Here is a 23,728-nt window from a genome sequence, read left to right as displayed (position 1 = left end):
TGTAAGATCAAAAGCTTAAGAAGGATCACTATCTGTGAATGATCGGTGATCCTGGTCCGTATAAGCTGGGATCAAAATGAAGGGTTATACACAGCACAAAAACCATACGACGGTTATTCTTTGGATAACTACCGGTTGATCCAAGCTTTTAAGCATGGTTATCCACAGAAGATCCGACGATCTTTACAATTGTCAGAGCAAATTTTTCCAGGATCCCAGCCAGATTTCCGCTGGATCCTCCGGAATTTCATGTTCCAGCACGTTAATCTTCAGCGTTTCGCCGATCTGTTTTGCGCCGCTGGCCTTCAATGCTGCTTCTAATTTATCGATCGCCCCACAGAAGGTGTCGTATTCGCGGCTGCCGATCCCGATGGCGCCAAAGCGCACGGCGGAAAGATCGGCCTTCTGCTCCAGCAATGCGTCATAGAAGGGAACCAGGTTGTCGGGAATGTCGCCGGCGCCATGCGTTGAAGAGATAACTAACCAGATCCCTTCTGCCTGCAGATCGTCCACCAGCGGACCGTGCTGGATTTCAGTGCTGTAGCCGGCTTCTTCCAGCTTTTCCGCCAGATGCTCTGCTACATATTCCGCACTGCCCAGGGTACTGCCGCTGATAAGTGTAATGTCTGCCATGATCGCCGATCGCCCGCTCAACTGTTCAGAGTGGCGTATTGTACGCTGTGAGCGAGCTGGGATCTACCTGTGGAAAAATGTGGGATTAAAAAAAGCGATCAGGGCTTGATGGTACGCATGATCGGGTTCTGCAGCACGATCAGCGTCTCGGTGGACTGAATTTCATCAATTGTTTGGATCTTGTTGATAAGTACCTGCTGCAGGGCATCGATGGATTTACACATCACCTTAATAAAGATGCTGTAGTGGCCGGTGGTGTAATAAGCCTCGGTGACCTCCTCCAGGCTTTCCAGGCGAGCAAGGGCGGAAGGGTAGTCCTTGGCGCTCTTGAGAATAATGCCGATAAAGCAGCCGACATCATAGCCCAGCTGCTTGGGGCTGACGTCAATGCGCGCACCGGTAATGATACCCGCCTGTTTCATCTTTTCGACGCGCACATGAATGGTGCCCGGGCTGACGCTGAACTGTTTAGCCAGTTCGGCATAGGCGGTACGGGCGTTGGCCATCAGCGCATCGAGAATGCCGCGGTCCAGATTGTCGATCTGATAATTTTCCATATCTTTTTCTTATGAAGTTTGAGGGTTCTTGCTATTTTAGCGTCATATTTTGATGAATTAAAAGTCGATGCGGCTTTTTATTGATTGATTATTGTATTGCGGCCCTGTTTTGTTGCTTAATCAATGGCAACAGGACGCAGGAGTTATAAAAATGAAAACCGCATATATCGCAAAACAACGCCAGATCAGTTTCGTTAAATCCCACTTTTCCCGTCAGCTGGAAGAGAAGCTTGGCCTGATTGAAGTCCAGGCGCCAATCTTAAGCCGCGTGGGCGATGGGACGCAGGATAACTTGTCCGGCTGCGAGAAAGCGGTTCAGGTAAAAGTGAAAACACTGCCCGACGCCCAGTTCGAAGTGGTTCATTCGCTGGCGAAGTGGAAGCGTCAAACCCTGGGACAACACGACTTCAGCGCGGGCGAAGGGCTGTACACGCACATGAAGGCCCTTCGCCCCGATGAAGACCGTCTGACGCCTATCCATTCCGTTTATGTTGACCAGTGGGACTGGGAGCGAGTGATGGGCGATGAAGAGCGTCACGTCGGCACTTTGAAGGCAACCGTCGAGGCGATCTACGCCGGGATCAAAGCTACTGAGCTGGCGGTCAGCCAGGAATTTGGCCTGAAGCCTTTTCTGCCGGAACAGATCCATTTTGTTCACAGCCAGGAGCTGCTGAGCCGCTATCCCGATCTCGATGCCAAAGGCCGTGAGCGAGCCATTGCCAAAGAGTTGGGGGCCGTCTTCTTAATTGGTATCGGCGGCAAACTGTCTGACGGTAAGCGCCACGACGTGCGTGCGCCGGATTATGATGACTGGAGCACAGAGATTTCTGAAGGCTTTGCCGGTCTGAACGGCGATATCCTGGTTTGGAACCCGGTGCTGGAAGATGCTTTCGAGATCTCCTCAATGGGGATCCGCGTTGACGCCGAAGCGCTGAAGCGCCAGCTGGCCGTGACTGGCGATGAAGATCGCCTACAGCTTGAATGGCACCAGGCGCTGCTGCGCGGCGAGATGCCGCAGACTATCGGCGGCGGCATTGGCCAGTCTCGTCTGACGATGCTGCTGCTGCAGCTTGACCATATCGGCCAGGTGCAGTGCGGCGTATGGCCGGCGCAGGTTCGCGAAAGCGTTTCCGCGCTGCTGTAATGAATTAGCGCCGCCAGCGTCGCAGCAGGCGGCTACGCAGCCCGGTATCAAAGCGCCAGATATGATCGAAGATGCGCATGATGCCGGGTTTGCCGTGTACCGACATCGCCACCGCGTGAAAACGGTGCTGGTGCTTACGCTGTAACTCCCCCACCTGAGCAATCACCTCATCCGGCAACCGCTGGGCGATAAAGTCAGAGATCACGACGGCATCCGCATCCACCCACTGCGGGTTTTGCAGACGTTCAATGATGGCGCGAAAACAGCTGGCCAGATCGGTACCGCCGCGAAAGCGCTGGCTTAAAAAGCGGATCGCCTGCTCCAGCCCGCGCTCGCTGGTCAGTTCGTAATGCACCACTTCGCTGGAGAACAGCATAATAAAGCAGCGACGGTTATCAGCCAGCGCGACGCGCATGAGGGCCAGACAAAAGGCCTTAGCGCACTGCTCGTTAAAACCGCCCATCGACCCTGACGTATCGACGCAGACAATGAACGGCCCGCGCGGTTGCTCATCAAAATCCTGCCGCGTTACCGGGCGTTCGGTGATTTTCTCACGCCAGGCGTCGCCATGCAGCCGGTAGGTGAGCAGCTGCTTCTCCACCAGCTTGCGATAAAATTCAAACTCCAGCTCCGTGATGCCGAGCGTCGCCAGCTCCGGCGGCAGCAGCCGCAGAATGTCGTCACTCTGCTGGAGGCCGTCGACTTGCTCCGGTACTGTCGCCGGCTCGCGCACCAGGCTGCGAAAGGTTTCCATCGGGGCGTCTTTCTTCGGCACCGATTTCGCTTCCCGTGAACGTCCGAGTTGTTCCGCCAGCTGCAGTAGCTCCGGTTGCTGGTTGAGAAAATCGCCATAGCGCACGATCAGCTGATAGTCGCCGCGTTTGAGTTCGCCAGCGCTCATATCCCACAGACGCCCGGCGGCAGTGTCATTTTCCGCCAGTACCGGATCGAGCTGACCGCTGAGCGTCATTCGTTCCTGGACCTCACTGAGTAACTGATCGCGTTCTTCATCCAGCAACTGCTGGTTAAGGCTGGTGGCTTGCACCACCAGGCTCAGGCGCCAGCGCTGTAAAAACAGCGTATGCAACGCCGGGGTAAAGGTGGCATTGTCATCCACCAGCTTCTGCGCCTGAGCGGCAAAAGGAGACTGTAGCTGGTGCAGTTTGCCGAGGATCTGCGGGAGCTGGACGATAAACTGCGAGGTAGAGAGTAGCTGAGCCTGCTGATAGGTTTGCACTTCGGCGTCCAGATCCGGCGGGACGTTAACTTCTTTCAAACGGGCGCGAACGGCTTCACGCCAGCGTGGAATATCCGCCGCGATGATGTTTTTCAGGCGGGGGAATTTCTCAAAGAACACCGCCAGCTGAGGAGAGGCCAGCAGCGCCAGCAGCATCTCCTCGATCATTCCCTCTTCGCTGACTGCCAGCATGACATTCAGCATATCGAGCGTCATGGCTGCTTCGCCTGTTTAATCTGCGCGCCGACGTCCTGCAGGCTGGCTTCGATTCTTCCCAGCCACTCGACCGGGATAAACAGACACTTTTGCTGCTCGCTGAAGCGGTTGTGTTGCTGGTGCCACTCATCATCGAGCGCCTCCAGCTGTTGGCGAATTTCTGCCGGCATGTTCTCCTGCGATGCGCTACCGGGCAGCGCGAGGCGTGAGCCCTGCAGGCTGACGTCGCGGACGACCAGGTGCTGGCTGGTGTCGACATCCATATTGAGCAGTTGGGCAAAGCCGATCCCGTTGAGCTTACCGCGGATCTCACCGCCCTTTTCCAGCCAGTTGGCTAACGCCTCGCGTTCAAAAGTAATGTGGATCACTTCCATATCGTGAAGTTTGAGCGGCTGCTGCAGCAGCAGCGTCAGGGTGGTCCCCTGGATCTCCGCCGGCAATTCATAATGCGGTTTGCGGCTAAACATCCCGCCAAGGCGGGTGACCTTCAACGCCGTTTTGTCGCTTTGCTGCTGTTGGATCTGAATGCGTCTCTGGACAATGGCCCCCAGCCGCGTCAGCATCGCCTGCTGTTGCCAGGCGTGACAGGTCATGAGCGTTTCCAGCTGCTGCGACATCAGGTTCATGCTCTCGACGTTGTGCCACAGACAATCTTTCAGCAGGATCAGATCTATCGGCGCGATGCTGTCGCGCCCGCTGAAGAAGGCGCTGGCCTGCAGCAGGCGAATGGCCTTTTTCCAGCGGCGATCCGAGACGTACGGCGCATTTGGCAGGGCATCCAGCTGCTGGCGGAGCTGGAATATCAGCTCAAACACCGCGTCTGGCAGTTTGATATTGCCGATCTGCTGCTGCCATTGGGTAAACTCTTCGTCGCTAACCTGCAGCGCGCTGGGCACTGGATTGATGTTTTCATCCTGCTGGCTGACCAGCATTGAACGGAAATTACCTTTATCCTGCACTTTATCAAGCCACAGACGGATCAGCATTCGGTCATACAGCGCTTCCAGACTGCTGTCGGCTTCGGGGAGTTCGTTCGACGCGGCCACCAGCAGGCGCATCGGGATTTTCTCTTCGTGCGCCCCATTGCGGAAGTGACGTTCGTTAATCGCCGTCAGCAGGGTGTTGAGGATCGCCGGACCCGCTTTCCATATTTCATCGAGAAAGACGATTTCGGCTTCCGGCAGGTAGCCGGCGGTTAAACGTTCGTAACGGCCTTCATCCTTCAGCGCCTGAATGGACAGTGGCCCAAAAACTTCTTCCGGGGTGGAGAAGCGGGTCATCAGGTATTCAAAAGCGCGCGCCTGCTGGAAGGCGAATTTGAGGCGGCGGGCAATCAGGCTTTTGGCGATCCCCGGTGGGCCGAGCAAAAAAACGCTCTCGCCGCTGAGCGCCGCCAGCAGGCAGAGGCGTATCGCGTGGCTGCGTTCAAAGAGTCCTTTTTCGAGTGCCGCGCTGAGCCGGGAAATTCTTTCAGGCAGTAAATGTGTTTGAGCCATAATTGAGTTGCGTGCTTTGTCATGTATCGTTATTGGGTCGAGTATAGATGTTAGAGCAGGGGCGGTAATAGCCTGAAGAATCGATTTATTTTTTTTGAGCCAGGTTAATATGGTGTCTGTTAGGGGTACGATTTCGCAAATAATCGTGCATACTGTGCGCTTTTTGTGGGCCAAGGGACTAGGCACACATTTGTTTTATAAACGAAAAGACTAGTCTATGAGCACTGATAATAAACAATCGTTGCCGGCATTAACGTTGGCGGCCATCGGCGTGGTGTACGGCGATATCGGTACCAGTCCACTGTATACCTTGCGCGAATGCCTGTCAGGTCAGTTTGGCTTTGGCGTTGAGCGCGACGCCGTGTTTGGCTTTTTGTCGCTGATTTTCTGGCTGTTGATCTTTACCGTATCGATTAAATACATCACGTTCGTGATGCGGGCGGATAACGCCGGGGAAGGCGGGATCTTAACGCTGATGTCGCTGGCCGGACGTAATACCTCGGCCCGAATGACCTCCGTACTGGTGATCCTCGGCCTGATCGGCGGTAGCTTCTTCTATGGCGAAGTGGTGATTACGCCGGCGATTTCCGTTATGTCGGCGATAGAGGGGTTAGAAATTATCGCCCCGCAGCTTGATACCTGGATTGTCCCTATCTCCATTATCGTGCTGACCCTGTTGTTTGTGATCCAGAAGCATGGGACCGGCATGGTCGGTAAGCTGTTTGCGCCGATTATGCTGATCTGGTTCCTGTTGCTGGCGGTGCTCGGCGCGCGAAGCATTTACGCTAACCCGGAAGTTCTTCAGGCGCTAAACCCCTACTGGGCGGTGCATTTCTTCCTGCAGTACAAAACGGTTTCCTTTATTGCGCTCGGCGCGGTGGTGCTGTCGATTACCGGGGTGGAAGCGCTGTACGCCGATATGGGTCACTTCGGCAAACTGCCGATCCGCGTGGCCTGGTTCTCCGTCGTGCTGCCCTCGCTGGTGCTGAACTATTTTGGCCAGGGCGCGCTACTGCTGAAGCACCCGGAAGCGATTAAAAACCCGTTCTTCCTGCTGGCGCCGGAGTGGGCGCTGATCCCGATGCTGATTATCGCCACGCTGGCGACGGTTATCGCCTCGCAGGCGGTGATCTCCGGGGTCTTCTCCCTGACCCGTCAGGCAGTGCGTCTGGGCTATCTGTCGCCGATGCGCATTATCCACACCTCGGAAATGGAGTCCGGACAGATTTACATCCCGTTCATTAACTGGCTGCTGTACGTTTCTGTGGTCATCGTTATTGTCAGCTTTGAGCATTCGTCTAATCTGGCGGCGGCGTATGGTATCGCGGTCACGGGCACCATGGTGCTGACCTCCATTCTGTCGGCAACGGTGGCGCGCAAAAACTGGCACTGGAATAAGCTGTTTGTCGGCCTGATGCTGGTGGCCTTCCTGTGTATCGATATTCCGCTGTTTTCGGCGAACCTCGATAAGATTGTCTCCGGCGGTTGGCTGCCGTTGTCCCTGGGGCTGGTGATGTTCACGGTGATGACCACCTGGAAGAGCGAACGTTTCCGCCTGCTGCGCCGAATGCACGAGCATGGCAATTCGCTGGAAGCGATGATCTCTTCGCTGGAGAAGTCACCGCCGGTGCGTGTGCCGGGTACCGCGGTGTATATGTCCCGCGCCCTGAACGTGATCCCGTTTGCCCTGCTGCATAACCTGAAGCACAACAAGGTGCTGCATGAGCGAGTAATCCTTCTGACTCTGCGCACCGAAGACGCGCCTTACGTGCATAACGTTCGCCGGGTGCAGATTGAGCAGCTGTCGCCGTCGTTCTGGCGGGTGGTGGCCAGCTACGGTTGGCGGGAAACGCCGAACGTTGAAGAGGTGTTCCATCGCTGTGGCCTGGAAGGACTCAGTTGCCGAATGATGGAGACCTCGTTCTTCATGTCGCATGAGTCGCTGATTATCGGCAAACGACCGTGGTATCTGCGCCTGCGCGGCAAGCTTTATCTGCTGCTGCAGCGTAACGCCCTGCGGGCGCCGGATCAGTTTGAAATCCCGCCAAACCGGGTTATCGAGCTCGGTACCCAGGTCGAAATCTGATGTCAAAAAAGCCCTTCCATTGCGAAGGGCTTTTTGTTTCTCACTCCGGCTGTCATCTCCTGTCGCTGTCTTGCGAAACGTTTCGATGGCGATCACATTTCTCTCTTCTGGTGATGGTTTTCTGCTCACACATTGATAATAATTATTTTAGCGAAACGTTTCGCTAGTGGAGCAAAAGAGAAAAATGAAAAAAGGCACCGTACTTAACGCTGATATTTCCGCGGTCATTTCCCGCCTGGGCCACACCGATACGCTGGTGGTCTGCGATGCCGGATTACCGGTTCCCCGCAGCAGCACGCGCATTGATATGGCGCTGACTCAGGGCGTACCTTCCTTTATGCAGGTGCTGGAAGTGGTGACGACGGAAATGCAGGTTGAAGCGGCTGTTATCGCGGAAGAGATTAAAACCCATAATCCGCAGCTCCACGCGACGTTGCTCACTCACCTTGAGCAGCTGCAGCAGCACCAGGGAAATACCATTGAAATTCGTTACACCAGTCATGAGCAGTTCAAAAAACAAACCGCAGACAGTCAGGCGGTAATTCGCAGCGGGGAGTGTTCCCCGTTTGCGAATATCATTCTCTGTGCCGGCGTCACGTTCTGAGGTCGCCGTCATGGAAGCCTTATTGCAACTGAAAGGGATCGATAAAGCGTTCCCTGGCGTCAAGGCGCTCTCCGGCGCGGCGCTGAATGTCTATGCCGGTCGGGTAATGGCGCTGGTAGGAGAAAATGGCGCCGGCAAGTCCACCATGATGAAGGTGCTGACCGGGATCTACACCCGTGATGCCGGCTCTTTGCTGTGGTTAGGCAAAGAGACGACCTTTAACGGCCCCAAATCCTCCCAGGAAGCCGGGATCGGTATCATCCACCAGGAACTGAACCTGATCCCGCAATTGACGATTGCCGAGAACATCTTCCTTGGTCGCGAATTTGTTAACCGTTTTGGCAAAATCGACTGGAAGCAGATGTATGCCGAAGCCGACAAGCTGCTGGCAAAGCTGAATCTCCGCTTTAACAGCCAGAAGCTGGTGGGCGATCTGTCGATTGGCGATCAGCAAATGGTGGAGATCGCCAAAGTGCTGAGCTTTGAATCGAAAGTCATCATTATGGATGAACCGACCGATGCGCTGACCGATACCGAAACCGAATCGCTGTTCCGCGTCATCCGCGAACTGAAGTCGCAGGGGCGCGGCATCGTCTATATCTCCCACCGTATGAAAGAGATCTTCGAGATTTGCGACGACGTGACAGTCTTTCGTGACGGGCAGTTTATCGCCGAGCGCGAAGTGGCTTCGCTGGATGAGGACCGACTGATCGAGATGATGGTCGGCCGTAAGCTGGAAGATCAATATCCACATCTCGATAAGGCGCCGGGCGCGGTGCGCCTGAAGGTCGATAATCTCTGCGGCCCGGGCGTGGAAAACGTGACCTTTACCTTGCGCCAGGGGGAAATCCTGGGTGTCGCCGGGCTGATGGGCGCCGGACGGACCGAACTGATGAAAGTGCTGTACGGCGCGCTGCCGCGCAGCAGCGGCTCCGTGACGCTGGATGGCCATGAAGTGGTGACCCGCTCGCCGCAGGACGGTCTGGCGAACGGCATTGTCTATATCTCCGAAGATCGTAAGCGCGATGGCCTGGTTCTCGGGATGTCGGTAAAAGAAAATATGTCCCTGACGGCGCTACGCTACTTCAGCCGGGCGGGCGGCAGCCTTAAGCATAAAGATGAACAGCAGGCGGTCAGTGATTTCATTCGGCTGTTTAACGTCAAAACGCCGTCCATGGAGCAGGCGATCGGCCTGCTTTCCGGCGGCAACCAGCAAAAGGTCGCCATTGCCCGCGGGCTGATGACCCGGCCAAAGGTGCTGATCCTTGATGAACCGACCCGCGGCGTCGACGTCGGGGCGAAGAAAGAGATCTACCAGCTCATCAATCAGTTCAAAGCCGATGGCCTGAGCATCATTCTGGTCTCCTCTGAGATGCCGGAGGTGTTGGGCATGAGCGATCGCATCATTGTGATGCATGAAGGGCATCTCGGCGGTGAATTCACACGCGAGCAGGCCACCCAGGAAGTATTGATGGCTGCCGCTGTGGGCAAGCTTAACCGTGTGAATCAGGAGTAAGAAAGATGACAACCCAGGCTGTTACTGGTCGCCGTTATTTCACGAAAGCGTGGCTGATGGAGCAAAAATCGCTGATTGCCCTGCTGGTGCTGATCGCGGTGGTATCGACCATGAGCCCCAACTTTTTTACCGTCAATAACCTGTTCAATATCCTGCAACAGACCTCCGTTAACGCCATCATGGCGGTAGGGATGACGCTGGTCATACTGACCTCGGGGATCGACCTGTCCGTCGGCTCCCTGTTGGCGCTCACCGGTGCGGTGGCGGCGTCGATTGTCGGCATTGAGGTTAATGCGCTGGTGGCGGTCGCTGCCGCCCTCGCATTAGGTGCCGCGATCGGCGCAGTCACCGGGGTGATTGTGGCGAAAGGCCGCGTGCAGGCCTTCATCGCCACCCTGGTGATGATGCTGCTGCTGCGCGGTGTGACCATGGTGTACACCAACGGCAGCCCGATCAATACCGGCTTTAGCGATAACGCCGATCTGTTCGGCTGGTTTGGCATCGGGCGTCCGCTGGGGATCCCGACGCCGGTATGGATTATGGCGATTGTCTTCCTGGCGGCCTGGTACATGCTGCACCATACTCGCCTGGGCCGTTATATTTACGCGCTGGGCGGTAATGAAGCGGCGACGCGTCTGTCCGGGATTAGCGTCAATAAAGTCAAAATTATCGTCTACGCCTTGTGCGGGATGCTGGCGTCGCTGGCCGGGATCATCGAAGTGGCGCGTCTCTCCTCCGCGCAGCCGACGGCGGGGACGGGCTATGAGCTGGACGCTATTGCGGCGGTGGTGCTCGGTGGCACCAGCCTCGCGGGCGGCAAAGGACGCATTGTCGGCACGCTGATTGGCGCGCTGATCCTTGGCTTCCTGAATAATGGTCTTAATCTTTTAGGCGTTTCTTCCTATTACCAGATGATCGTTAAAGCGGTGGTGATTTTGCTGGCGGTACTGGTAGATAACAAAAAGCAGTAACTGAGAACTCTACAGGACATCTTAACTATGAATATGAAAAAACTGGCGACCCTGGTCTCTGCTGTTGCGCTAAGTGCGACCGTCAGCGCGAACGCGATGGCCAAAGACACCATCGCTCTGGTTATCTCTACCCTGAATAACCCGTTCTTCGTGTCGCTGAAAGACGGCGCGCAAAAAGAAGCTGACAAGCTGGGCTACAACCTGGTGGTGCTGGACTCCCAGAACAACCCGGCGAAAGAGCTGGCGAACGTCCAGGATTTGACGGTGCGCGGCGCCAAGCTGCTGCTGATCAACCCCACCGACTCTGATGCCGTCGGCAACGCCGTGAAGATGGCAAACCAGGCGAAAATCCCGGTCATCACCCTTGACCGTCAGGCCACAAAAGGCGATGTCGTGAGCCATATTGCGTCTGACAACGTGCAGGGCGGAAAAATGGCTGGCGATTACATCGCGAAAAAAGTGGGTGAAAGTGCGAAAGTCATTGAGCTGCAGGGCATTGCCGGGACTTCTGCGGCGCGCGAGCGCGGCGAAGGCTTTAAACAGGCCGTGGCGGCGCACAAGTTTAACGTCCTGGCCAGCCAACCAGCCGATTTCGACCGTACCAAAGGGCTGAACGTGATGCAGAACCTGCTGACCGCGCATCCTGACGTTCAGGCGGTATTCGCGCAAAATGATGAAATGGCGCTGGGCGCCCTGCGCGCGCTGCAGACCGCAGGCAAGTCCGATGTGATGGTGGTTGGATTTGACGGCACTCCGGATGGCGAAAAAGCAGTAAACAGTGGCAAACTGGCGGCGACCGTCGCACAGTTGCCGGAGCAGATCGGCGCGAAAGGCGTTGAGACGGCTGATAAGGTACTGAAGGGCGAAAAAGTGGAAGCTAACTACCCGGTTGAGCTGAAGCTGGTCGTTAAGCAGTAAAATGCGATTCGGACTGGCAACGGTCCGAGGGACAATATAAAAAAAGAAAAGCAGGGCATGCGCCACCGGATCCCGGTGGCGCGCTTTCCCGGGAACAGAAATGATGAAAACTGCAGGCAAACTTGTCGTCCTTGGCAGTATCAATGCCGATCACATTCTTAACCTTGACGCTTTCCCGACGCCGGGCGAAACCGTCACCGGCAACCATTATCAGGTGGCTTTCGGTGGTAAAGGGGCCAACCAGGCGGTCGCCGCCGGGCGCAGCGGAGCGGATATCGCGTTTATCGCCTGCACCGGCGATGACGACATCGGTGAACGCATCCGCCGCCAGCTGGCGAGCGATAAAATCGACGTGGCGCCTGTGCGCGCAGTCGCCGGGGAAGCGACCGGCGTGGCGTTAATCTTCGTTAACGCCGAAGGTGAGAATGTCATCGGTATTCATGCCGGCGCCAATGCGGCGCTTTCCGTCTCCCAGGTTGAGGCGGAAAAGGAACGTATCGCTAGCGCACAGGCGCTGTTAATGCAGCTGGAGTCGCCGCTGGAGAGCGTGTTGGCGGCGGCGAAAATCGCCCATCGCCATCAGACCACCGTGGTGCTTAATCCCGCGCCAGCGCGTGAACTGTCCGATGAACTGCTGGCGCTGGTGGATATCATTACCCCCAACGAAACCGAAGCGGAAAAGCTGACCGGTATTCGCGTTGAGAGCGACGAGGATGCGGCAAAAGCTGCCGACGTGCTGCATGCCAAAGGCATTGGTACGGTGATGATCACCCTCGGCAGCCGCGGCGTCTGGCTCAGTGCCGAAGGCGAAAGCCGTCGGATCCCGGGCTTTCGTGTGCAGGCCATTGATACTATCGCTGCCGGCGATACCTTTAACGGCGCGCTGGTAACCGCGTTGCTGGAAGGGACTTCCCTGCCGGAAGCGATCCGTTTTGCGCATGCCGCGGCGGCGATCGCCGTGACCCGCAAAGGCGCGCAGCCATCCGTGCCGTGGCGCACAGAGATTGATGAATTTTTAGCGCAACAGGGGTAATGCTTGGCTACGATGAAAGATGTGGCCCGCGTCGCGGGCGTTTCCACATCGACGGTGTCACACGTCATCAATAAGGACCGCTTTGTCAGTGAGGCGATTACCGCCAAAGTAGACGCTGCGATCAAAAGCCTCAACTACGCCCCCTCTGCGCTGGCGCGTAGCCTTAAGCTTAATCAAACCCGTACCATCGGCATGCTCATCACTGCCAGTACCAATCCGTTTTATTCGGAGCTGGTGCGGGGCGTGGAGCGCAGCTGTTTTGAGCGGGGTTATAGCCTCGTACTCTGTAATACGGAAGGTGATGAGCAGCGAATGAATCGTAATCTGGAGACGCTAATGCAAAAACGCGTCGATGGACTACTGCTGCTGTGCACGGAGACCCATCAGCCCTCTCCGGAAATTATGCAGCGCTATCCATCGGTACCGACGGTCATGATGGACTGGGCTCCCTTTGATGGCGATAGCGATCTGATTCAGGATAACTCGCTGCTTGGCGGCGATATGGCGACCCAGTATCTGATTGACCAGGGGCATTCGCGCATTGCCTGTATTGCCGGCCCGCTGGATAAAACCCCGGCGCGTCTGCGCCTTGAAGGTTACCATGCTGCGATGGCGCGCTGCGGCCTGCCGGTTGCCGACGGATACGTGGTGACCAGTGATTTTGAGTTTGGCGGCGGGTTTAGCGCGATGCAGCAGCTGCTGGCTTTGCCGCAGCGGCCGCAGGCGGTATTTGTCGGCAACGATGCCATGGCGGTTGGCGCTTATCAGGCGTTGTACCAGGCCGGTTTGCACATTCCGCAGGACATGGCGCTGGTGGGCTACGATGATATTGAGCTCGCACGCTATATGACACCGCCGTTGACCACCATTCACCAGCCAAAAGATGAGCTGGGAGAACTGGCCATCGATGTGCTGATCCATCGAATGGCCGATCCGCAGCAAAAGCAGCAACGCGTTCAGTTAACGCCGGAGCTGGTGGTTCGTGGCTCCGCTTAGCGTTTGTGCCGCTCGCTAATCAGATTACGGCCATCTTTCGCTCTTAACAGCATAAACATCAGCGCCGACACGATGGTGATCACGCCCATGGTTATAAAGGTGTAGTGAAACTGCTGTACCGTGCTGGCATTGTCAAAACCTTCATAGAAGCGCAGCACCGCAGCGCTGATGGCCACCCCGAGACTGATTGAAAGCTGCTGGGTCACCGCCAGCAGGCTGTTACCGCTGCTGGCATTGTCATCCGTCAGATCGGCCAGCGTAATGGTATTCATCGAGGTGAACTGCGTGGACATCGCCATCCCCAGCACAAACAGTGGCAGAAGAAGCATCCACAGCGGCATCTCTGGCGACTGCAGCGAGAACTGGGCAATCATGAGGCCAATAAATACCGTGATCCCCACCAGGGTCTTACGATAGCCAAACCAGCGCAGCACCTGGGTAACGGTAGATTTCGCAATAATGGAGCCGATAGCGGTAGGGGCAATCATACAGCCGGCGATAATGGCCGGATAGCCGAAGCCAACCTGCAGCATCAGCGGCATCAGAAATGGCACACAGCCGGTACCCAAACGCGTGGCAAGGTTGCCAGCAATGCCGACTGAGAAAGTATGCGTCTTAAATAAAGAGAGCGAGATAAGCGGCGCCGGATGGCGGCGCGCGTGGCGAACATAGGCCACGAGCAGTAACAGACTGACGGCAATCACGGCCAGCGCCAGCCATGTCGCCACGATTTTTTCTCCAAACAGTTCAATACCGCTGGAAAACAGTACCAGGCTTAAGCCAAATAACAGAAAACCGGTTATATCGAAGCGCCTGCGCGGCGTCGTGAAATTTGGCATGAATTTGCGGGCATACAGAATGCCAATCACCCCGATGGGAATGTTTATCAGGAAAATCCAATGCCAGCTGGCCCAGGTGACAAACACCCCGCCGAGCACCGGGCCCAGTATCGGCCCCACCAGACCTGGCATGGTCACAAAGTTCAGTACCGGAAGCAGCTCGCTGCGGGGATAGGCGCGCAGCAGCGCCAGCCTCGCCACCGGCATCATCATCGCCCCGCCGATCCCCTGAATCACCCGAAAAATGACCAGCTCCATTAATGAGCTGGAGAGCGCGCAGGCGAGAGACCCCAAAGTGAACAAGCTAACAGCGATGATAAAGACCCGGCGCGTGCCGAAGCGATCGGCCAGCCAGCCGCTGACCGGGATCAGCATCGCTACCGTCAGCGTATAGCTGATAATGGCCGACTGCATCGCTAAGGGAGAACGATTAAGACTGTGGGCAATAGCCGGGAGGGCGGTGTTAAGAATGGTGGCATCCAGCGCCTGCATAAAGAAGGCCATCGCCGCGATCCACGGCAGGCCAGCCATACTGCGCCCTTTTTTTCCGCTCATGCCAATTCCTTGTTATTGATTTACGGGGTGAGGGGCGTTCAACAACGCCTGGCAGGCGAGCAAGGCACCTGGCGCATCACTGTTGAGAATGGCATCGACAATCGCCTGGTGGAGATCCAGCTTCACTACTTCATTTTGCGTAATCGACGTGAAGTAGGTGTGGTAGACGGAATGAAATAAAGAAGCGAATGAGCTGAGGAAAGGATTACCGCTCATTTCATAGATATGTTCATGCCAGGCCATATCGACCTCTATCCAGCGATCGCGCTGAAAATGACGTTTCAAGGCAATCATCTCTTCCATTAAAGTATTGAGCTGCGCTTTTTGTTCTGCGGTGCCGTTAGCGGCAGCGAGAAAACAGGCCTGGGGCTCCAGGCTGCTGCGCATGACGAGAAAGTGGCTCACCACTTCTTCGAAGTTATCTTCTGTTAGCCACCAGGACAGGAGTTCCTTATCCAGGAAGTTCCAACTGCTGCGCGGCATCACCCGGGTGCCAATGCGAGGGCGGGGCAGCAACATGCCTTTTGCCGTTAGCGTCTTCACCGCTTCACGGACGGCGGTACGGCTCACACCGAACTGCTCCCCCAACTCCATCTCGCCGGGAAGAATGCTTTCCGGCTGATATTCGCCAGTCAGTATTTTTTGGGCGAGCTTCTCGGCCAGTACCCAGGAGATGTTCTTTTGTGCCGCCAGTTGCTGTGCGCTTAAAGACATAAATGCCGTTCCTTTCTTTTCTTTACTCTAACAGTATGCCACCAGGCGTCCCGTTTCGTCGGTTAAAACAGCAAAACGGCGGTTTTTTGCGACATTCCTCGCCGCATTGTTGAAAAAAGAGACGGTTGAAAAGTTTTTTTGAATTTCCCCTTGTCACCTCAGAATTACTCCCTATAATGCGCCTCCACTGACACGGAACAACGGCAAACAAGCCGCCGGGTCAGCGGGGTTCCGGTGAGAACCTCGCAGAGAAAAGCAAAAATAAATGCTTGACTCTGAAGCGGGAAGGCGTAATATGCACACCCCGCGCCGCAGCGAAAAACGAAGCGGCACTGCTCTTTAACAATTTATCAGACAATCTGTGTGGGCACTCAAAGTGACATGGATTCTTAACGTCCTCGGACGAAAAATGAATACCAAGTCTCTGAGTGAACATACGTAATTCATTACGAAGTTTAATTCACGAGCATCAAACTTAAATTGAAGAGTTTGATCATGGCTCAGATTGAACGCTGGCGGCAGGCCTAACACATGCAAGTCGAGCGGTAGCACAGAGAGCTTGCTCTCGGGTGACGAGCGGCGGACGGGTGAGTAATGTCTGGGAAACTGCCTGATGGAGGGGGATAACTACTGGAAACGGTAGCTAATACCGCATAACGTCGCAAGACCAAAGTGGGGGACCTTCGGGCCTCATGCCATCAGATGTGCCCAGATGGGATTAGCTGGTAGGTGGGGTAACGGCTCACCTAGGCGACGATCCCTAGCTGGTCTGAGAGGATGACCAGCCACACTGGAACTGAGACACGGTCCAGACTCCTACGGGAGGCAGCAGTGGGGAATATTGCACAATGGGCGCAAGCCTGATGCAGCCATGCCGCGTGTGTGAAGAAGGCCTTCGGGTTGTAAAGCACTTTCAGCGGGGAGGAAGGCGGTGAGGTTAATAACCTCATCGATTGACGTTACCCGCAGAAGAAGCACCGGCTAACTCCGTGCCAGCAGCCGCGGTAATACGGAGGGTGCAAGCGTTAATCGGAATTACTGGGCGTAAAGCGCACGCAGGCGGTCTGTCAAGTCGGATGTGAAATCCCCGGGCTCAACCTGGGAACTGCATTCGAAACTGGCAGGCTAGAGTCTTGTAGAGGGGGGTAGAATTCCAGGTGTAGCGGTGAAATGCGTAGAGATCTGGAGGAATACCGGTGGCGAAGGCGGCCCCCTGGACAAAGACTGACGCTCAGGTGCGAAAGCGTGGGGAGCAAACAGGATTAGATACCCTGGTAGTCCACGCTGTAAACGATGTCGATTTGGAGGTTGTGCCCTTGAGGCGTGGCTTCCGGAGCTAACGCGTTAAATCGACCGCCTGGGGAGTACGGCCGCAAGGTTAAAACTCAAATGAATTGACGGGGGCCCGCACAAGCGGTGGAGCATGTGGTTTAATTCGATGCAACGCGAAGAACCTTACCTGGTCTTGACATCCACAGAACTTTCCAGAGATGGATTGGTGCCTTCGGGAACTGTGAGACAGGTGCTGCATGGCTGTCGTCAGCTCGTGTTGTGAAATGTTGGGTTAAGTCCCGCAACGAGCGCAACCCTTATCCTTTGTTGCCAGCGGTCCGGCCGGGAACTCAAAGGAGACTGCCAGTGATAAACTGGAGGAAGGTGGGGATGACGTCAAGTCATCATGGCCCTTACGACCAGGGCTACACACGTGCTACAATGGCATATACAAAGAGAAGCGACCTCGCGAGAGCAAGCGGACCTCATAAAGTATGTCGTAGTCCGGATTGGAGTCTGCAACTCGACTCCATGAAGTCGGAATCGCTAGTAATCGTAGATCAGAATGCTACGGTGAATACGTTCCCGGGCCTTGTACACACCGCCCGTCACACCATGGGAGTGGGTTGCAAAAGAAGTAGGTAGCTTAACCTTCGGGAGGGCGCTTACCACTTTGTGATTCATGACTGGGGTGAAGTCGTAACAAGGTAACCGTAGGGGAACCTGCGGTTGGATCACCTCCTTACCTTAAAGAACCTGCCTTTGTAGTGCTCACACAGATTGTCTGATGAAAGTAAAGAAGCAAGGCGTCTTGCGATTGAGACTTCAGTGTCCCCTTCGTCTAGAGGCCCAGGACACCGCCCTTTCACGGCGGTAACAGGGGTTCGAATCCCCTAGGGGACGCCACTTGCTGGTTCGTGAGTGAAAGACGCGTGCCGATATATCTCAAAACTCATCTTCGGGTGACGTTTGAGATATTTGCTCTTTAAAAATCTGGATCAAGCTGAAAATTGAAACGACACACAGTTAATGTGTGTTCGAGTCTCTCAAATTTTCGCAATCTGAAGACATCTTCGGGTTGTGAGGTTAAGCGACTAAGCGTACACGGTGGATGCCCTGGCAGTCAGAGGCGATGAAGGACGTGCTAATCTGCGAAAAGCGTCGGTAAGGTGATATGAACCGTTATAGCCGGCGATGTCCGAATGGGGAAACCCAGTGCAATTCGTTGCACTATCGTTAACTGAATACATAGGTTAACGAGGCGAACCGGGGGAACTGAAACATCTAAGTACCCCGAGGAAAAGAAATCAACCGAGATTCCCCCAGTAGCGGCGAGCGAACGGGGAGCAGCCCAGAGTCTGAATCAGCTTGTGTGTTAGTGGAACGGTCTGGAAAGTCCGACGGTACAGGGTGATAGTCCCGTACACCAAAATGCACAGGTTGTGAACTCGAAGAGTAGGGCGGGACACGTGGTATCCTGTCTGAATATGGGGGGACCATCCTCCAAGGCTAAATACTCCTGACTGACCGATAGTGAACCAGTACCGTGAGGGAAAGGCGAAAAGAACCCCGGCGAGGGGAGTGAAAAAGAACCTGAAACCGTGTACGTACAAGCAGTGGGAGCACCTTCGGGTGTGACTGCGTACCTTTTGTATAATGGGTCAGCGACTTATATTCTGTAGCAAGGTTAACCGTATAGGGGAGCCGCAGGGAAACCGAGTCTTAACTGGGCGTTAAGTTGCAGGGTATAGACCCGAAACCCGGTGATCTAGCCATGGGCAGGTTGAAGGTTGGGTAACACTAACTGGAGGACCGAACCGACTAATGTTGAAAAATTAGCGGATGACTTGTGGCTGGGGGTGAAAGGCCAATCAAACCGGGAGATAGCTGGTTCTCCCCGAAAGCTATTTAGGTAGCGCCTCGTGAATTCATCTTCGGGGGTAGAGCACTGTTTCGGCTAGGGGGTCATCCCGACTTACCAACCCGATGCAAACTACGAATACCGAAGAATGTTATCACGGGAGACACACGGCGGGTGCTAACGTCCGTCGTGAAGAGGGAAACAACCCAGACCGCCAGCTAAGGTCCCAAAGTCATGGTTAAGTGGGAAACGATGTGGGAAGGCACAGACAGCCAGGATGTTGGCTTAGAAGCAGCCATCATTTAAAGAAAGCGTAATAGCTCACTGGTCGAGTCGGCCTGCGCGGAAGATGTAACGGGGCTAAACCATGCACCGAAGCTGCGGCAGCGACACTATGTGTTGTTGGGTAGGGGAGCGTTCTGTAAGCCTGCGAAGGTGGCCTGTGAGGGTTGCTGGAGGTATCAGAAGTGCGAATGCTGACATAAGTAACGATAAAGCGGGTGAAAAGCCCGCTCGCCGGAAGACCAAGGGTTCCTGTCCAACGTTAATCGGGGCAGGGTGAGTCGACCCCTAAGGCGAGGCCGAAAGGCGTAGTCGATGGGAAACAGGTTAATATTCCTGTACTTGGTGTTACTGCGAAGGGGGGACGGAGAAGGCTATGTTAGCCGGGCGACGGTTGTCCCGGTTTAAGCATGTAGGCGGAGGTTCCAGGTAAATCCGGTACCTTTTAACGCTGAGGTGTGATGACGAGGCACTACGGTGCTGAAGTAACAAATGCCCTGCTTCCAGGAAAAGCCTCTAAGCATCAGGTAACATTAAATCGTACCCCAAACCGACACAGGTGGTCAGGTAGAGAATACCAAGGCGCTTGAGAGAACTCGGGTGAAGGAACTAGGCAAAATGGTGCCGTAACTTCGGGAGAAGGCACGCTGGTGTGTAGGTGAAGTCCCTGCGGACGGAGCTGAGACCAGTCGAAGATACCAGCTGGCTGCAACTGTTTATTAAAAACACAGCACTGTGCAAACACGAAAGTGGACGTATACGGTGTGACGCCTGCCCGGTGCCGGAAGGTTAATTGATGGGGTTATCCGTAAGGAGAAGCTCTTGATCGAAGCCCCGGTAAACGGCGGCCGTAACTATAACGGTCCTAAGGTAGCGAAATTCCTTGTCGGGTAAGTTCCGACCTGCACGAATGGCGTAATGATGGCCAGGCTGTCTCCACCCGAGACTCAGTGAAATTGAACTCGCTGTGAAGATGCAGTGTACCCGCGGCAAGACGGAAAGACCCCGTGAACCTTTACTATAGCTTGACACTGAACATTGAGCCTTGATGTGTAGGATAGGTGGGAGGCTTTGAAGCGTGGACGCCAGTCTGCGTGGAGCCAACCTTGAAATACCACCCTTTAATGTTTGATGTTCTAACGTAGGCCCCTGACCGGGGTTGCGGACAGTGTCTGGTGGGTAGTTTGACTGGGGCGGTCTCCTCCCAAAGAGTAACGGAGGAGCACGAAGGTTAGCTAATCCTGGTCGGACATCAGGAGGTTAGTGCAATGGCATAAGCTAGCTTGACTGCGAGCGTGACGGCGCGAGCAGGTGCGAAAGCAGGTCATAGTGATCCGGTGGTTCTGAATGGAAGGGCCATCGCTCAACGGATAAAAGGTACTCCGGGGATAACAGGCTGATACCGCCCAAGAGTTCATATCGACGGCGGTGTTTGGCACCTCGATGTCGGCTCATCACATCCTGGGGCTGAAGTAGGTCCCAAGGGTATGGCTGTTCGCCATTTAAAGTGGTACGCGAGCTGGGTTTAGAACGTCGTGAGACAGTTCGGTCCCTATCTGCCGTGGGCGCTGGAGAATTGAGGGGGGCTGCTCCTAGTACGAGAGGACCGGAGTGGACGCATCACTGGTGTTCGGGTTGTCATGCCAATGGCACTGCCCGGTAGCTAAATGCGGAAGAGATAAGTGCTGAAAGCATCTAAGCACGAAACTTGCCCCGAGATGAGTTCTCCCTGAGACTTTAAGTCTCCTGAAGGAACGTTGAAGACGACGACGTTGATAGGCCGGGTGTGTAAGCGCAGCGATGCGTTGAGCTAACCGGTACTAATGAACCGTGAGGCTTAACCTTACAACGCCGAAGCTGTTTTGGCGATTTGAGAGAAGATTTTCAGCTCTGATACAGATTACTCGATGCGTCCGTGAGACGTGTTGAAAACAGAATTTGCCTGGCGGCGATAGCGCGGTGGTCCCACCTGACCCCATGCCGAACTCAGAAGTGAAACGCCGTAGCGCCGATGGTAGTGTGGGGTCTCCCCATGTGAGAGTAGGGAACTGCCAGGCATCAAACAAGTGAAGAGCCCATCCTGCCGGATGGGCTTTTTGCGTTTCAGTGGTCCGGCAACCGTGCCGGTATGTCTCCCCGGTGGCGCTGCGCTTACCGGGGCTACGGATTCGCACCCGCCCTGCACGACCTGTAGCCCGGACAAGGTGCGCAGCACCGCCTCCGGGGAGGCCCCTGTCTGCCGATGCCATTCATTAACGTCTGTGTTAAGAAGCAACCCTACCGATAAACTGCTAATGCCTCTCTAACCAATTCGCAATAAATCTCGCGATCTGTTGAATATCATTTAAATCCAACTGCGGAAGCGAGGTCGCGATGGGCATATCGCTGGCCACGGCGATGGTATGTTCATCAATTATCAGCTCTTCTACACGATGGCCGCTGTTTTGCCGAAAAAGTAGGATCTTCGGCACGGGTTCATGTTTGAACCCCTCCACTAAAACCAGGTCCAGTTTGCTGGCATCCATTCGACTGACAAGCCACGTGAGATCTAATTCCGGCGTCTCTGGCGTCTCCGTCATCAACGCCCAGCGCTGTTCGCTGGCGACAATGGTCTGCGCAGCGCCCGCCTTACGTAATTCATAGCTATCTTTGCCGGGTTTATCGACGTCCATATCATGATGGGTATGTTTTATCAGCCCGGGACGCAGACCTCTGACACAAAGCTCAGGGATAAGACGCTTTAATAATGTTGTTTTTCCGGTACCGCTCCATGCGGCGATCGCCAGTAATGGGGTCATGATGGCTCCTGCATCTGCTGCAAATCTTCAAGCGTATTTACATTGATGAACGCTGATTTCACATCGCTGAAATTCACCGGGCGCCCACCCACTTGTCGCATAAAGACCATCACCCTGCGCTCTCCATGAGCCAGATAAGCCTCCAGTTCCGGAATGATTTGACGATGAACTAATGCAACGGCGGGATGATCCCGTTCGCCGTCATGGGCCCAAACGACCGGCGCGGCCCCTCTCTGCTGGATAAAGCGCTCCACCAAAAAGGACGGAATGAACGGCGTGTCGCAGGGGCAAAAAACAAACCATGGGCTCGCGACCTGCTGCATCACAGCAAGCATTCCGGCTAGCGGCCCCTGATAACCCTCCTGTATGTCTCGAAAGACCGGATATCCGCTGGCACGCCACTGTTCAAGATGACGATTGGCGCTAATGACTAACTCATCTACCTGCGGGGCTAATGTCTCCGCGACGTGACGCCAGAGAGGGCGACCATTTAGCGCCTGTAATCCTTTATCAATGCCGCCCATTCGCGTGGCTTTGCCGCCTGCCAGCACGACGCCGGTTATCGCCTCGCTTTGCATCTGAATATCGCCTCTTTCATTGTGGGATTGACCCTGTTAACTTGTCCCTATCAAGAGTAAGGAGCATGACCATGAAATGTAAACGTCTGAATGAAGTAATTGAACTCCTCCAGCCTGCCTGGCAGAAAGAGCCTGAACTGAATCTGATGCAATTTTTGCAGAAACTGGCGAAAGAGGCTGGCTATGAAGGCGAACTGAGCGATCTTTCCGACGATATTCTGATCTATCACCTGAAGATGCGTGACTCTTCTAAAGATGCCGTCATTCCTGGTATTCAGAAGGATTATGAAGAGGACTTTAAAACCGCGCTGCTGCGCGCCCGCGGGGTAATAAAAGAGTAAAAGGTTGTAAGCGCTGCCGCGTAAAGTGCAATGAGATGATATCCTGAACTATTCGTACGATTATCGGATGTCAGGATGCACGATAAGGCTTTTACTTTTCAGACGCTTCGCCCGGATACCATTATCGATGGGTTATTCGATCTGGGTATGCGGGTGGACTCCGGTCTCACCCCGCTAAACAGCTATGAGAACCGCGTTTATCAGTTCCAGGACGAAGAGCGCCATCGCTATGTGGTAAAGTTCTATCGTCCTGAGCGCTGGTCCGCAGAACAGATCCTTGAAGAACACCAGTTTGCACTTCAGCTTGTAGAAGATGAAGTGCCCGTTGCTGCGCCGCTCTTCTTTAACGACAGCACGCTTCATCAGCATCAGGGATTCTACTTTGCCGTTTTCCCAAGCCTTGGCGGTCGTCAGTTCGAAGCGGATAACCTTGATCAGATGGAATGGGTTGGCCGCTATCTGGGGCGCCTGCACCAGACGGGCCGCAAACAGCGCTTTACTGCCCGCCCGGAAATTGGCGTCCAGGAGTACCTGCTGGAACCGCGCCAGGTGTTTGAACAGGCGACGCTGATCCCCTCTGGCCTGAAGGCCGATTTCCTGAAGGCGACCGATAAACTCATTGCTGCCGTCATGGAGCAATGGCACGGCCGCGGGAACACGTTGCGCCTGCACGGTGACTGCCATGCCGGTAATATCCTCTGGCGCGACGGACCACTGTTTGTCGACTTAGACGATGCGCGAACCGGCCCGGCGATTCAGGATCTGTGGATGCTGCTCAACGGTGATAAGGCTGAACAGCGTATGCAGCTGGAGACCATTGTCGAGGCCTATGAGGAATTCAGCCCCTTTAACAGCGATGAAATCGCGCTAATTGAACCTTTACGCGCTATGCGACTGGTTTATTATCTGGCGTGGTTGCTCAGACGCTGGGACGATCCCGCTTTCCCGGTCAATTTCCCCTGGTTAACCGGGGAGGATTACTGGCGGGGGCAGACGTCGACTTTTCTTGAGCAGGTGAAGGTTCTACAGGAACCCCCGCTTCAGTTAACGCCAATGTATTAATGTGATATATCCAGGAGAG

18 protein-coding genes, 1 tRNA gene and 3 rRNA genes are annotated in these 23,728 nt (G+C 55.1%); 14 read left to right on the top strand and 8 right to left on the bottom strand.

Annotated features, from left to right (window positions below):
- Window positions 1-192 precede the first annotated feature (192 nt).
- Together mioC and asnC are read right to left on the bottom strand one after the other, a co-directional pair.
- Complete coding sequence (mioC, locus tag AC3EMD_RS27275) at window positions 193-633, bottom strand: FMN-binding protein MioC (RefSeq protein ID WP_008806716.1); 441 nt, start codon at window positions 631-633, stop codon at window positions 193-195.
- Window positions 634-731: 98 nt separating this feature from the next.
- Window positions 732-1,190 (bottom strand): transcriptional regulator AsnC, encoded by a 459-nt coding sequence (asnC, locus tag AC3EMD_RS27270; RefSeq protein WP_002882510.1) that lies wholly within the window; start codon window positions 1,188-1,190, stop codon window positions 732-734.
- Window positions 1,191-1,341: 151 nt separating this feature from the next.
- Between asnC and asnA the strand changes: the two genes are divergently transcribed.
- The gene (asnA, locus tag AC3EMD_RS27265) at window positions 1,342-2,334 is read left to right on the top strand and encodes an aspartate--ammonia ligase (RefSeq protein ID WP_008806715.1); all 993 of its coding nucleotides are present in this window, start codon (window positions 1,342-1,344) and stop codon (window positions 2,332-2,334) included.
- Window positions 2,335-2,338: 4 nt separating this feature from the next.
- Here asnA and viaA read toward each other — a convergent pair whose 3' ends face one another.
- Together viaA and ravA are read right to left on the bottom strand one after the other, a co-directional pair.
- Window positions 2,339-3,787 carry an ATPase RavA stimulator ViaA gene (gene viaA / locus AC3EMD_RS27260; RefSeq protein ID WP_008806714.1) on the bottom strand — a complete coding sequence of 483 codons (1,449 nt, stop codon included), beginning with the start codon at window positions 3,785-3,787 and terminating at the stop codon, window positions 2,339-2,341.
- A complete protein-coding gene (gene ravA / locus AC3EMD_RS27255; RefSeq protein ID WP_302073867.1) occupies window positions 3,784-5,283 on the bottom strand; it encodes an ATPase RavA in 1,500 nt (499 codons plus the stop codon). The genes viaA and ravA overlap by 4 nt, the downstream gene beginning before the upstream one ends.
- Before the next feature lie 217 nt (window positions 5,284-5,500).
- On the opposite strand from ravA, the gene kup reads away from it, so the two are divergent.
- The 7 genes from kup (at window position 5,501) to rbsR (ending at window position 13,407) form a co-directional block, all read left to right on the top strand.
- On the top strand, window positions 5,501-7,369 hold the full coding sequence (gene kup, locus AC3EMD_RS27250; RefSeq protein WP_008806712.1) for a low affinity potassium transporter Kup: 1,869 nt from the start codon (window positions 5,501-5,503) through the stop codon (window positions 7,367-7,369).
- A 184-nt stretch (window positions 7,370-7,553) separates the two neighbouring features.
- Window positions 7,554-7,973 (top strand): D-ribose pyranase, encoded by a 420-nt coding sequence (gene rbsD, locus AC3EMD_RS27245; protein WP_002882527.1) that lies wholly within the window; start codon window positions 7,554-7,556, stop codon window positions 7,971-7,973.
- Between the two features lie 10 nt (window positions 7,974-7,983).
- Window positions 7,984-9,489: a ribose ABC transporter ATP-binding protein RbsA gene (gene rbsA / locus AC3EMD_RS27240; protein WP_012543297.1), complete on the top strand. Its 1,506-nt coding sequence runs from the start codon at window positions 7,984-7,986 to the stop codon at window positions 9,487-9,489.
- Window positions 9,490-9,494: 5 nt separating this feature from the next.
- Window positions 9,495-10,460: a ribose ABC transporter permease gene (gene rbsC / locus AC3EMD_RS27235; RefSeq protein ID WP_008806709.1), complete on the top strand. Its 966-nt coding sequence runs from the start codon at window positions 9,495-9,497 to the stop codon at window positions 10,458-10,460.
- A 27-nt stretch (window positions 10,461-10,487) separates the two neighbouring features.
- Window positions 10,488-11,378 carry a ribose ABC transporter substrate-binding protein RbsB gene (gene rbsB / locus AC3EMD_RS27230; protein ID WP_012969238.1) on the top strand — a complete coding sequence of 297 codons (891 nt, stop codon included), beginning with the start codon at window positions 10,488-10,490 and terminating at the stop codon, window positions 11,376-11,378.
- 100 nt (window positions 11,379-11,478) lie between these two features.
- On the top strand, window positions 11,479-12,411 hold the full coding sequence (rbsK, locus tag AC3EMD_RS27225) for a ribokinase (RefSeq protein WP_008806707.1): 933 nt from the start codon (window positions 11,479-11,481) through the stop codon (window positions 12,409-12,411).
- A 3-nt stretch (window positions 12,412-12,414) separates the two neighbouring features.
- Window positions 12,415-13,407 carry a ribose operon transcriptional repressor RbsR gene (gene rbsR / locus AC3EMD_RS27220; protein ID WP_012543295.1) on the top strand — a complete coding sequence of 331 codons (993 nt, stop codon included), beginning with the start codon at window positions 12,415-12,417 and terminating at the stop codon, window positions 13,405-13,407.
- On the opposite strand, the gene mdtD is transcribed toward rbsR, so the two are convergent.
- On the bottom strand, window positions 13,404-14,801 hold the full coding sequence (gene mdtD, locus AC3EMD_RS27215) for a multidrug transporter subunit MdtD (protein WP_023298394.1): 1,398 nt from the start codon (window positions 14,799-14,801) through the stop codon (window positions 13,404-13,406). The two genes, rbsR and mdtD, sit on opposite strands and share 4 nt — an antisense overlap.
- Window positions 14,802-14,813: 12 nt before the next feature.
- Window positions 14,814-15,515, bottom strand: coding sequence for a FadR/GntR family transcriptional regulator (locus AC3EMD_RS27210; RefSeq protein ID WP_008806704.1), 702 nt, complete (start codon window positions 15,513-15,515; stop codon window positions 14,814-14,816).
- Between the two features lie 477 nt (window positions 15,516-15,992).
- Here AC3EMD_RS27210 and AC3EMD_RS27205 point away from each other — a divergent pair.
- From AC3EMD_RS27205 to rrf, 4 genes are all read left to right on the top strand, one after another.
- Window positions 15,993-17,532 (top strand): 16S ribosomal RNA (locus AC3EMD_RS27205).
- Window positions 17,533-17,617: 85 nt separating this feature from the next.
- Window positions 17,618-17,693 (top strand) — tRNA-Glu (locus tag AC3EMD_RS27200).
- Window positions 17,694-17,871: 178 nt separating this feature from the next.
- Window positions 17,872-20,775, top strand: a 23S ribosomal RNA gene (locus AC3EMD_RS27195).
- 96 nt (window positions 20,776-20,871) lie between these two features.
- Window positions 20,872-20,987: ribosomal RNA gene (rrf, locus tag AC3EMD_RS27190) — 5S ribosomal RNA — on the top strand.
- The 16S, 23S and 5S rRNA genes sit together here with 1 tRNA gene alongside, the layout of an rRNA operon.
- Window positions 20,988-21,221: 234 nt before the next feature.
- On the opposite strand, the gene mobB is transcribed toward rrf, so the two are convergent.
- Both mobB and mobA read right to left on the bottom strand, forming a co-directional pair.
- Window positions 21,222-21,728, bottom strand: coding sequence for a molybdopterin-guanine dinucleotide biosynthesis protein MobB (gene mobB / locus AC3EMD_RS27185; RefSeq protein ID WP_032731533.1), 507 nt, complete (start codon window positions 21,726-21,728; stop codon window positions 21,222-21,224).
- Window positions 21,725-22,306, bottom strand: coding sequence for a molybdenum cofactor guanylyltransferase MobA (gene mobA, locus AC3EMD_RS27180; RefSeq protein ID WP_008807920.1), 582 nt, complete (start codon window positions 22,304-22,306; stop codon window positions 21,725-21,727). Before mobA ends, mobB begins: the two co-directional genes overlap by 4 nt.
- A 71-nt stretch (window positions 22,307-22,377) precedes the next feature.
- Between mobA and AC3EMD_RS27175 the strand changes: the two genes are divergently transcribed.
- On the top strand, window positions 22,378-22,647 hold the full coding sequence (locus AC3EMD_RS27175; RefSeq protein ID WP_012543292.1) for a YihD family protein: 270 nt from the start codon (window positions 22,378-22,380) through the stop codon (window positions 22,645-22,647).
- Window positions 22,648-22,722: 75 nt separating this feature from the next.
- Window positions 22,723-23,709 carry a serine/threonine protein kinase gene (locus AC3EMD_RS27170; RefSeq protein ID WP_008807918.1) on the top strand — a complete coding sequence of 329 codons (987 nt, stop codon included), beginning with the start codon at window positions 22,723-22,725 and terminating at the stop codon, window positions 23,707-23,709.
- Window positions 23,710-23,728 lie beyond the last annotated feature (19 nt).

It is taken from the genome of Klebsiella sp. PK18 (assembly GCF_057784655.1).
This window is presented reverse-complemented; position numbering and strand designations above follow the sequence as displayed.

Coding starts and splice junctions, on each gene's coding strand:
- rbsB (WP_012969238.1), top strand. CDS start 10,488: ATGAATATGAAAAAACTGGCGACCCTGGTCTCTGCTGTTGCGCTAAGT.
- rbsA (WP_012543297.1), top strand. CDS start 7,984: ATGGAAGCCTTATTGCAACTGAAAGGGATCGATAAAGCGTTCCCTGGC.
- mobB (WP_032731533.1), bottom strand. CDS start 21,728: ATGACCCCATTACTGGCGATCGCCGCATGGAGCGGTACCGGAAAAACA.
- mioC (WP_008806716.1), bottom strand. CDS start 633: ATGGCAGACATTACACTTATCAGCGGCAGTACCCTGGGCAGTGCGGAA.
- AC3EMD_RS27170 (WP_008807918.1), top strand. CDS start 22,723: ATGCACGATAAGGCTTTTACTTTTCAGACGCTTCGCCCGGATACCATT.
- ravA (WP_302073867.1), bottom strand. CDS start 5,283: ATGGCTCAAACACATTTACTGCCTGAAAGAATTTCCCGGCTCAGCGCG.
- viaA (WP_008806714.1), bottom strand. CDS start 3,787: ATGACGCTCGATATGCTGAATGTCATGCTGGCAGTCAGCGAAGAGGGA.
- kup (WP_008806712.1), top strand. CDS start 5,501: ATGAGCACTGATAATAAACAATCGTTGCCGGCATTAACGTTGGCGGCC.
- rbsC (WP_008806709.1), top strand. CDS start 9,495: ATGACAACCCAGGCTGTTACTGGTCGCCGTTATTTCACGAAAGCGTGG.
- AC3EMD_RS27210 (WP_008806704.1), bottom strand. CDS start 15,515: ATGTCTTTAAGCGCACAGCAACTGGCGGCACAAAAGAACATCTCCTGG.
- mdtD (WP_023298394.1), bottom strand. CDS start 14,801: ATGAGCGGAAAAAAAGGGCGCAGTATGGCTGGCCTGCCGTGGATCGCG.
- AC3EMD_RS27175 (WP_012543292.1), top strand. CDS start 22,378: ATGAAATGTAAACGTCTGAATGAAGTAATTGAACTCCTCCAGCCTGCC.
- asnC (WP_002882510.1), bottom strand. CDS start 1,190: ATGGAAAATTATCAGATCGACAATCTGGACCGCGGCATTCTCGATGCG.
- asnA (WP_008806715.1), top strand. CDS start 1,342: ATGAAAACCGCATATATCGCAAAACAACGCCAGATCAGTTTCGTTAAA.
- rbsK (WP_008806707.1), top strand. CDS start 11,479: ATGATGAAAACTGCAGGCAAACTTGTCGTCCTTGGCAGTATCAATGCC.
- rbsD (WP_002882527.1), top strand. CDS start 7,554: ATGAAAAAAGGCACCGTACTTAACGCTGATATTTCCGCGGTCATTTCC.
- mobA (WP_008807920.1), bottom strand. CDS start 22,306: ATGCAAAGCGAGGCGATAACCGGCGTCGTGCTGGCAGGCGGCAAAGCC.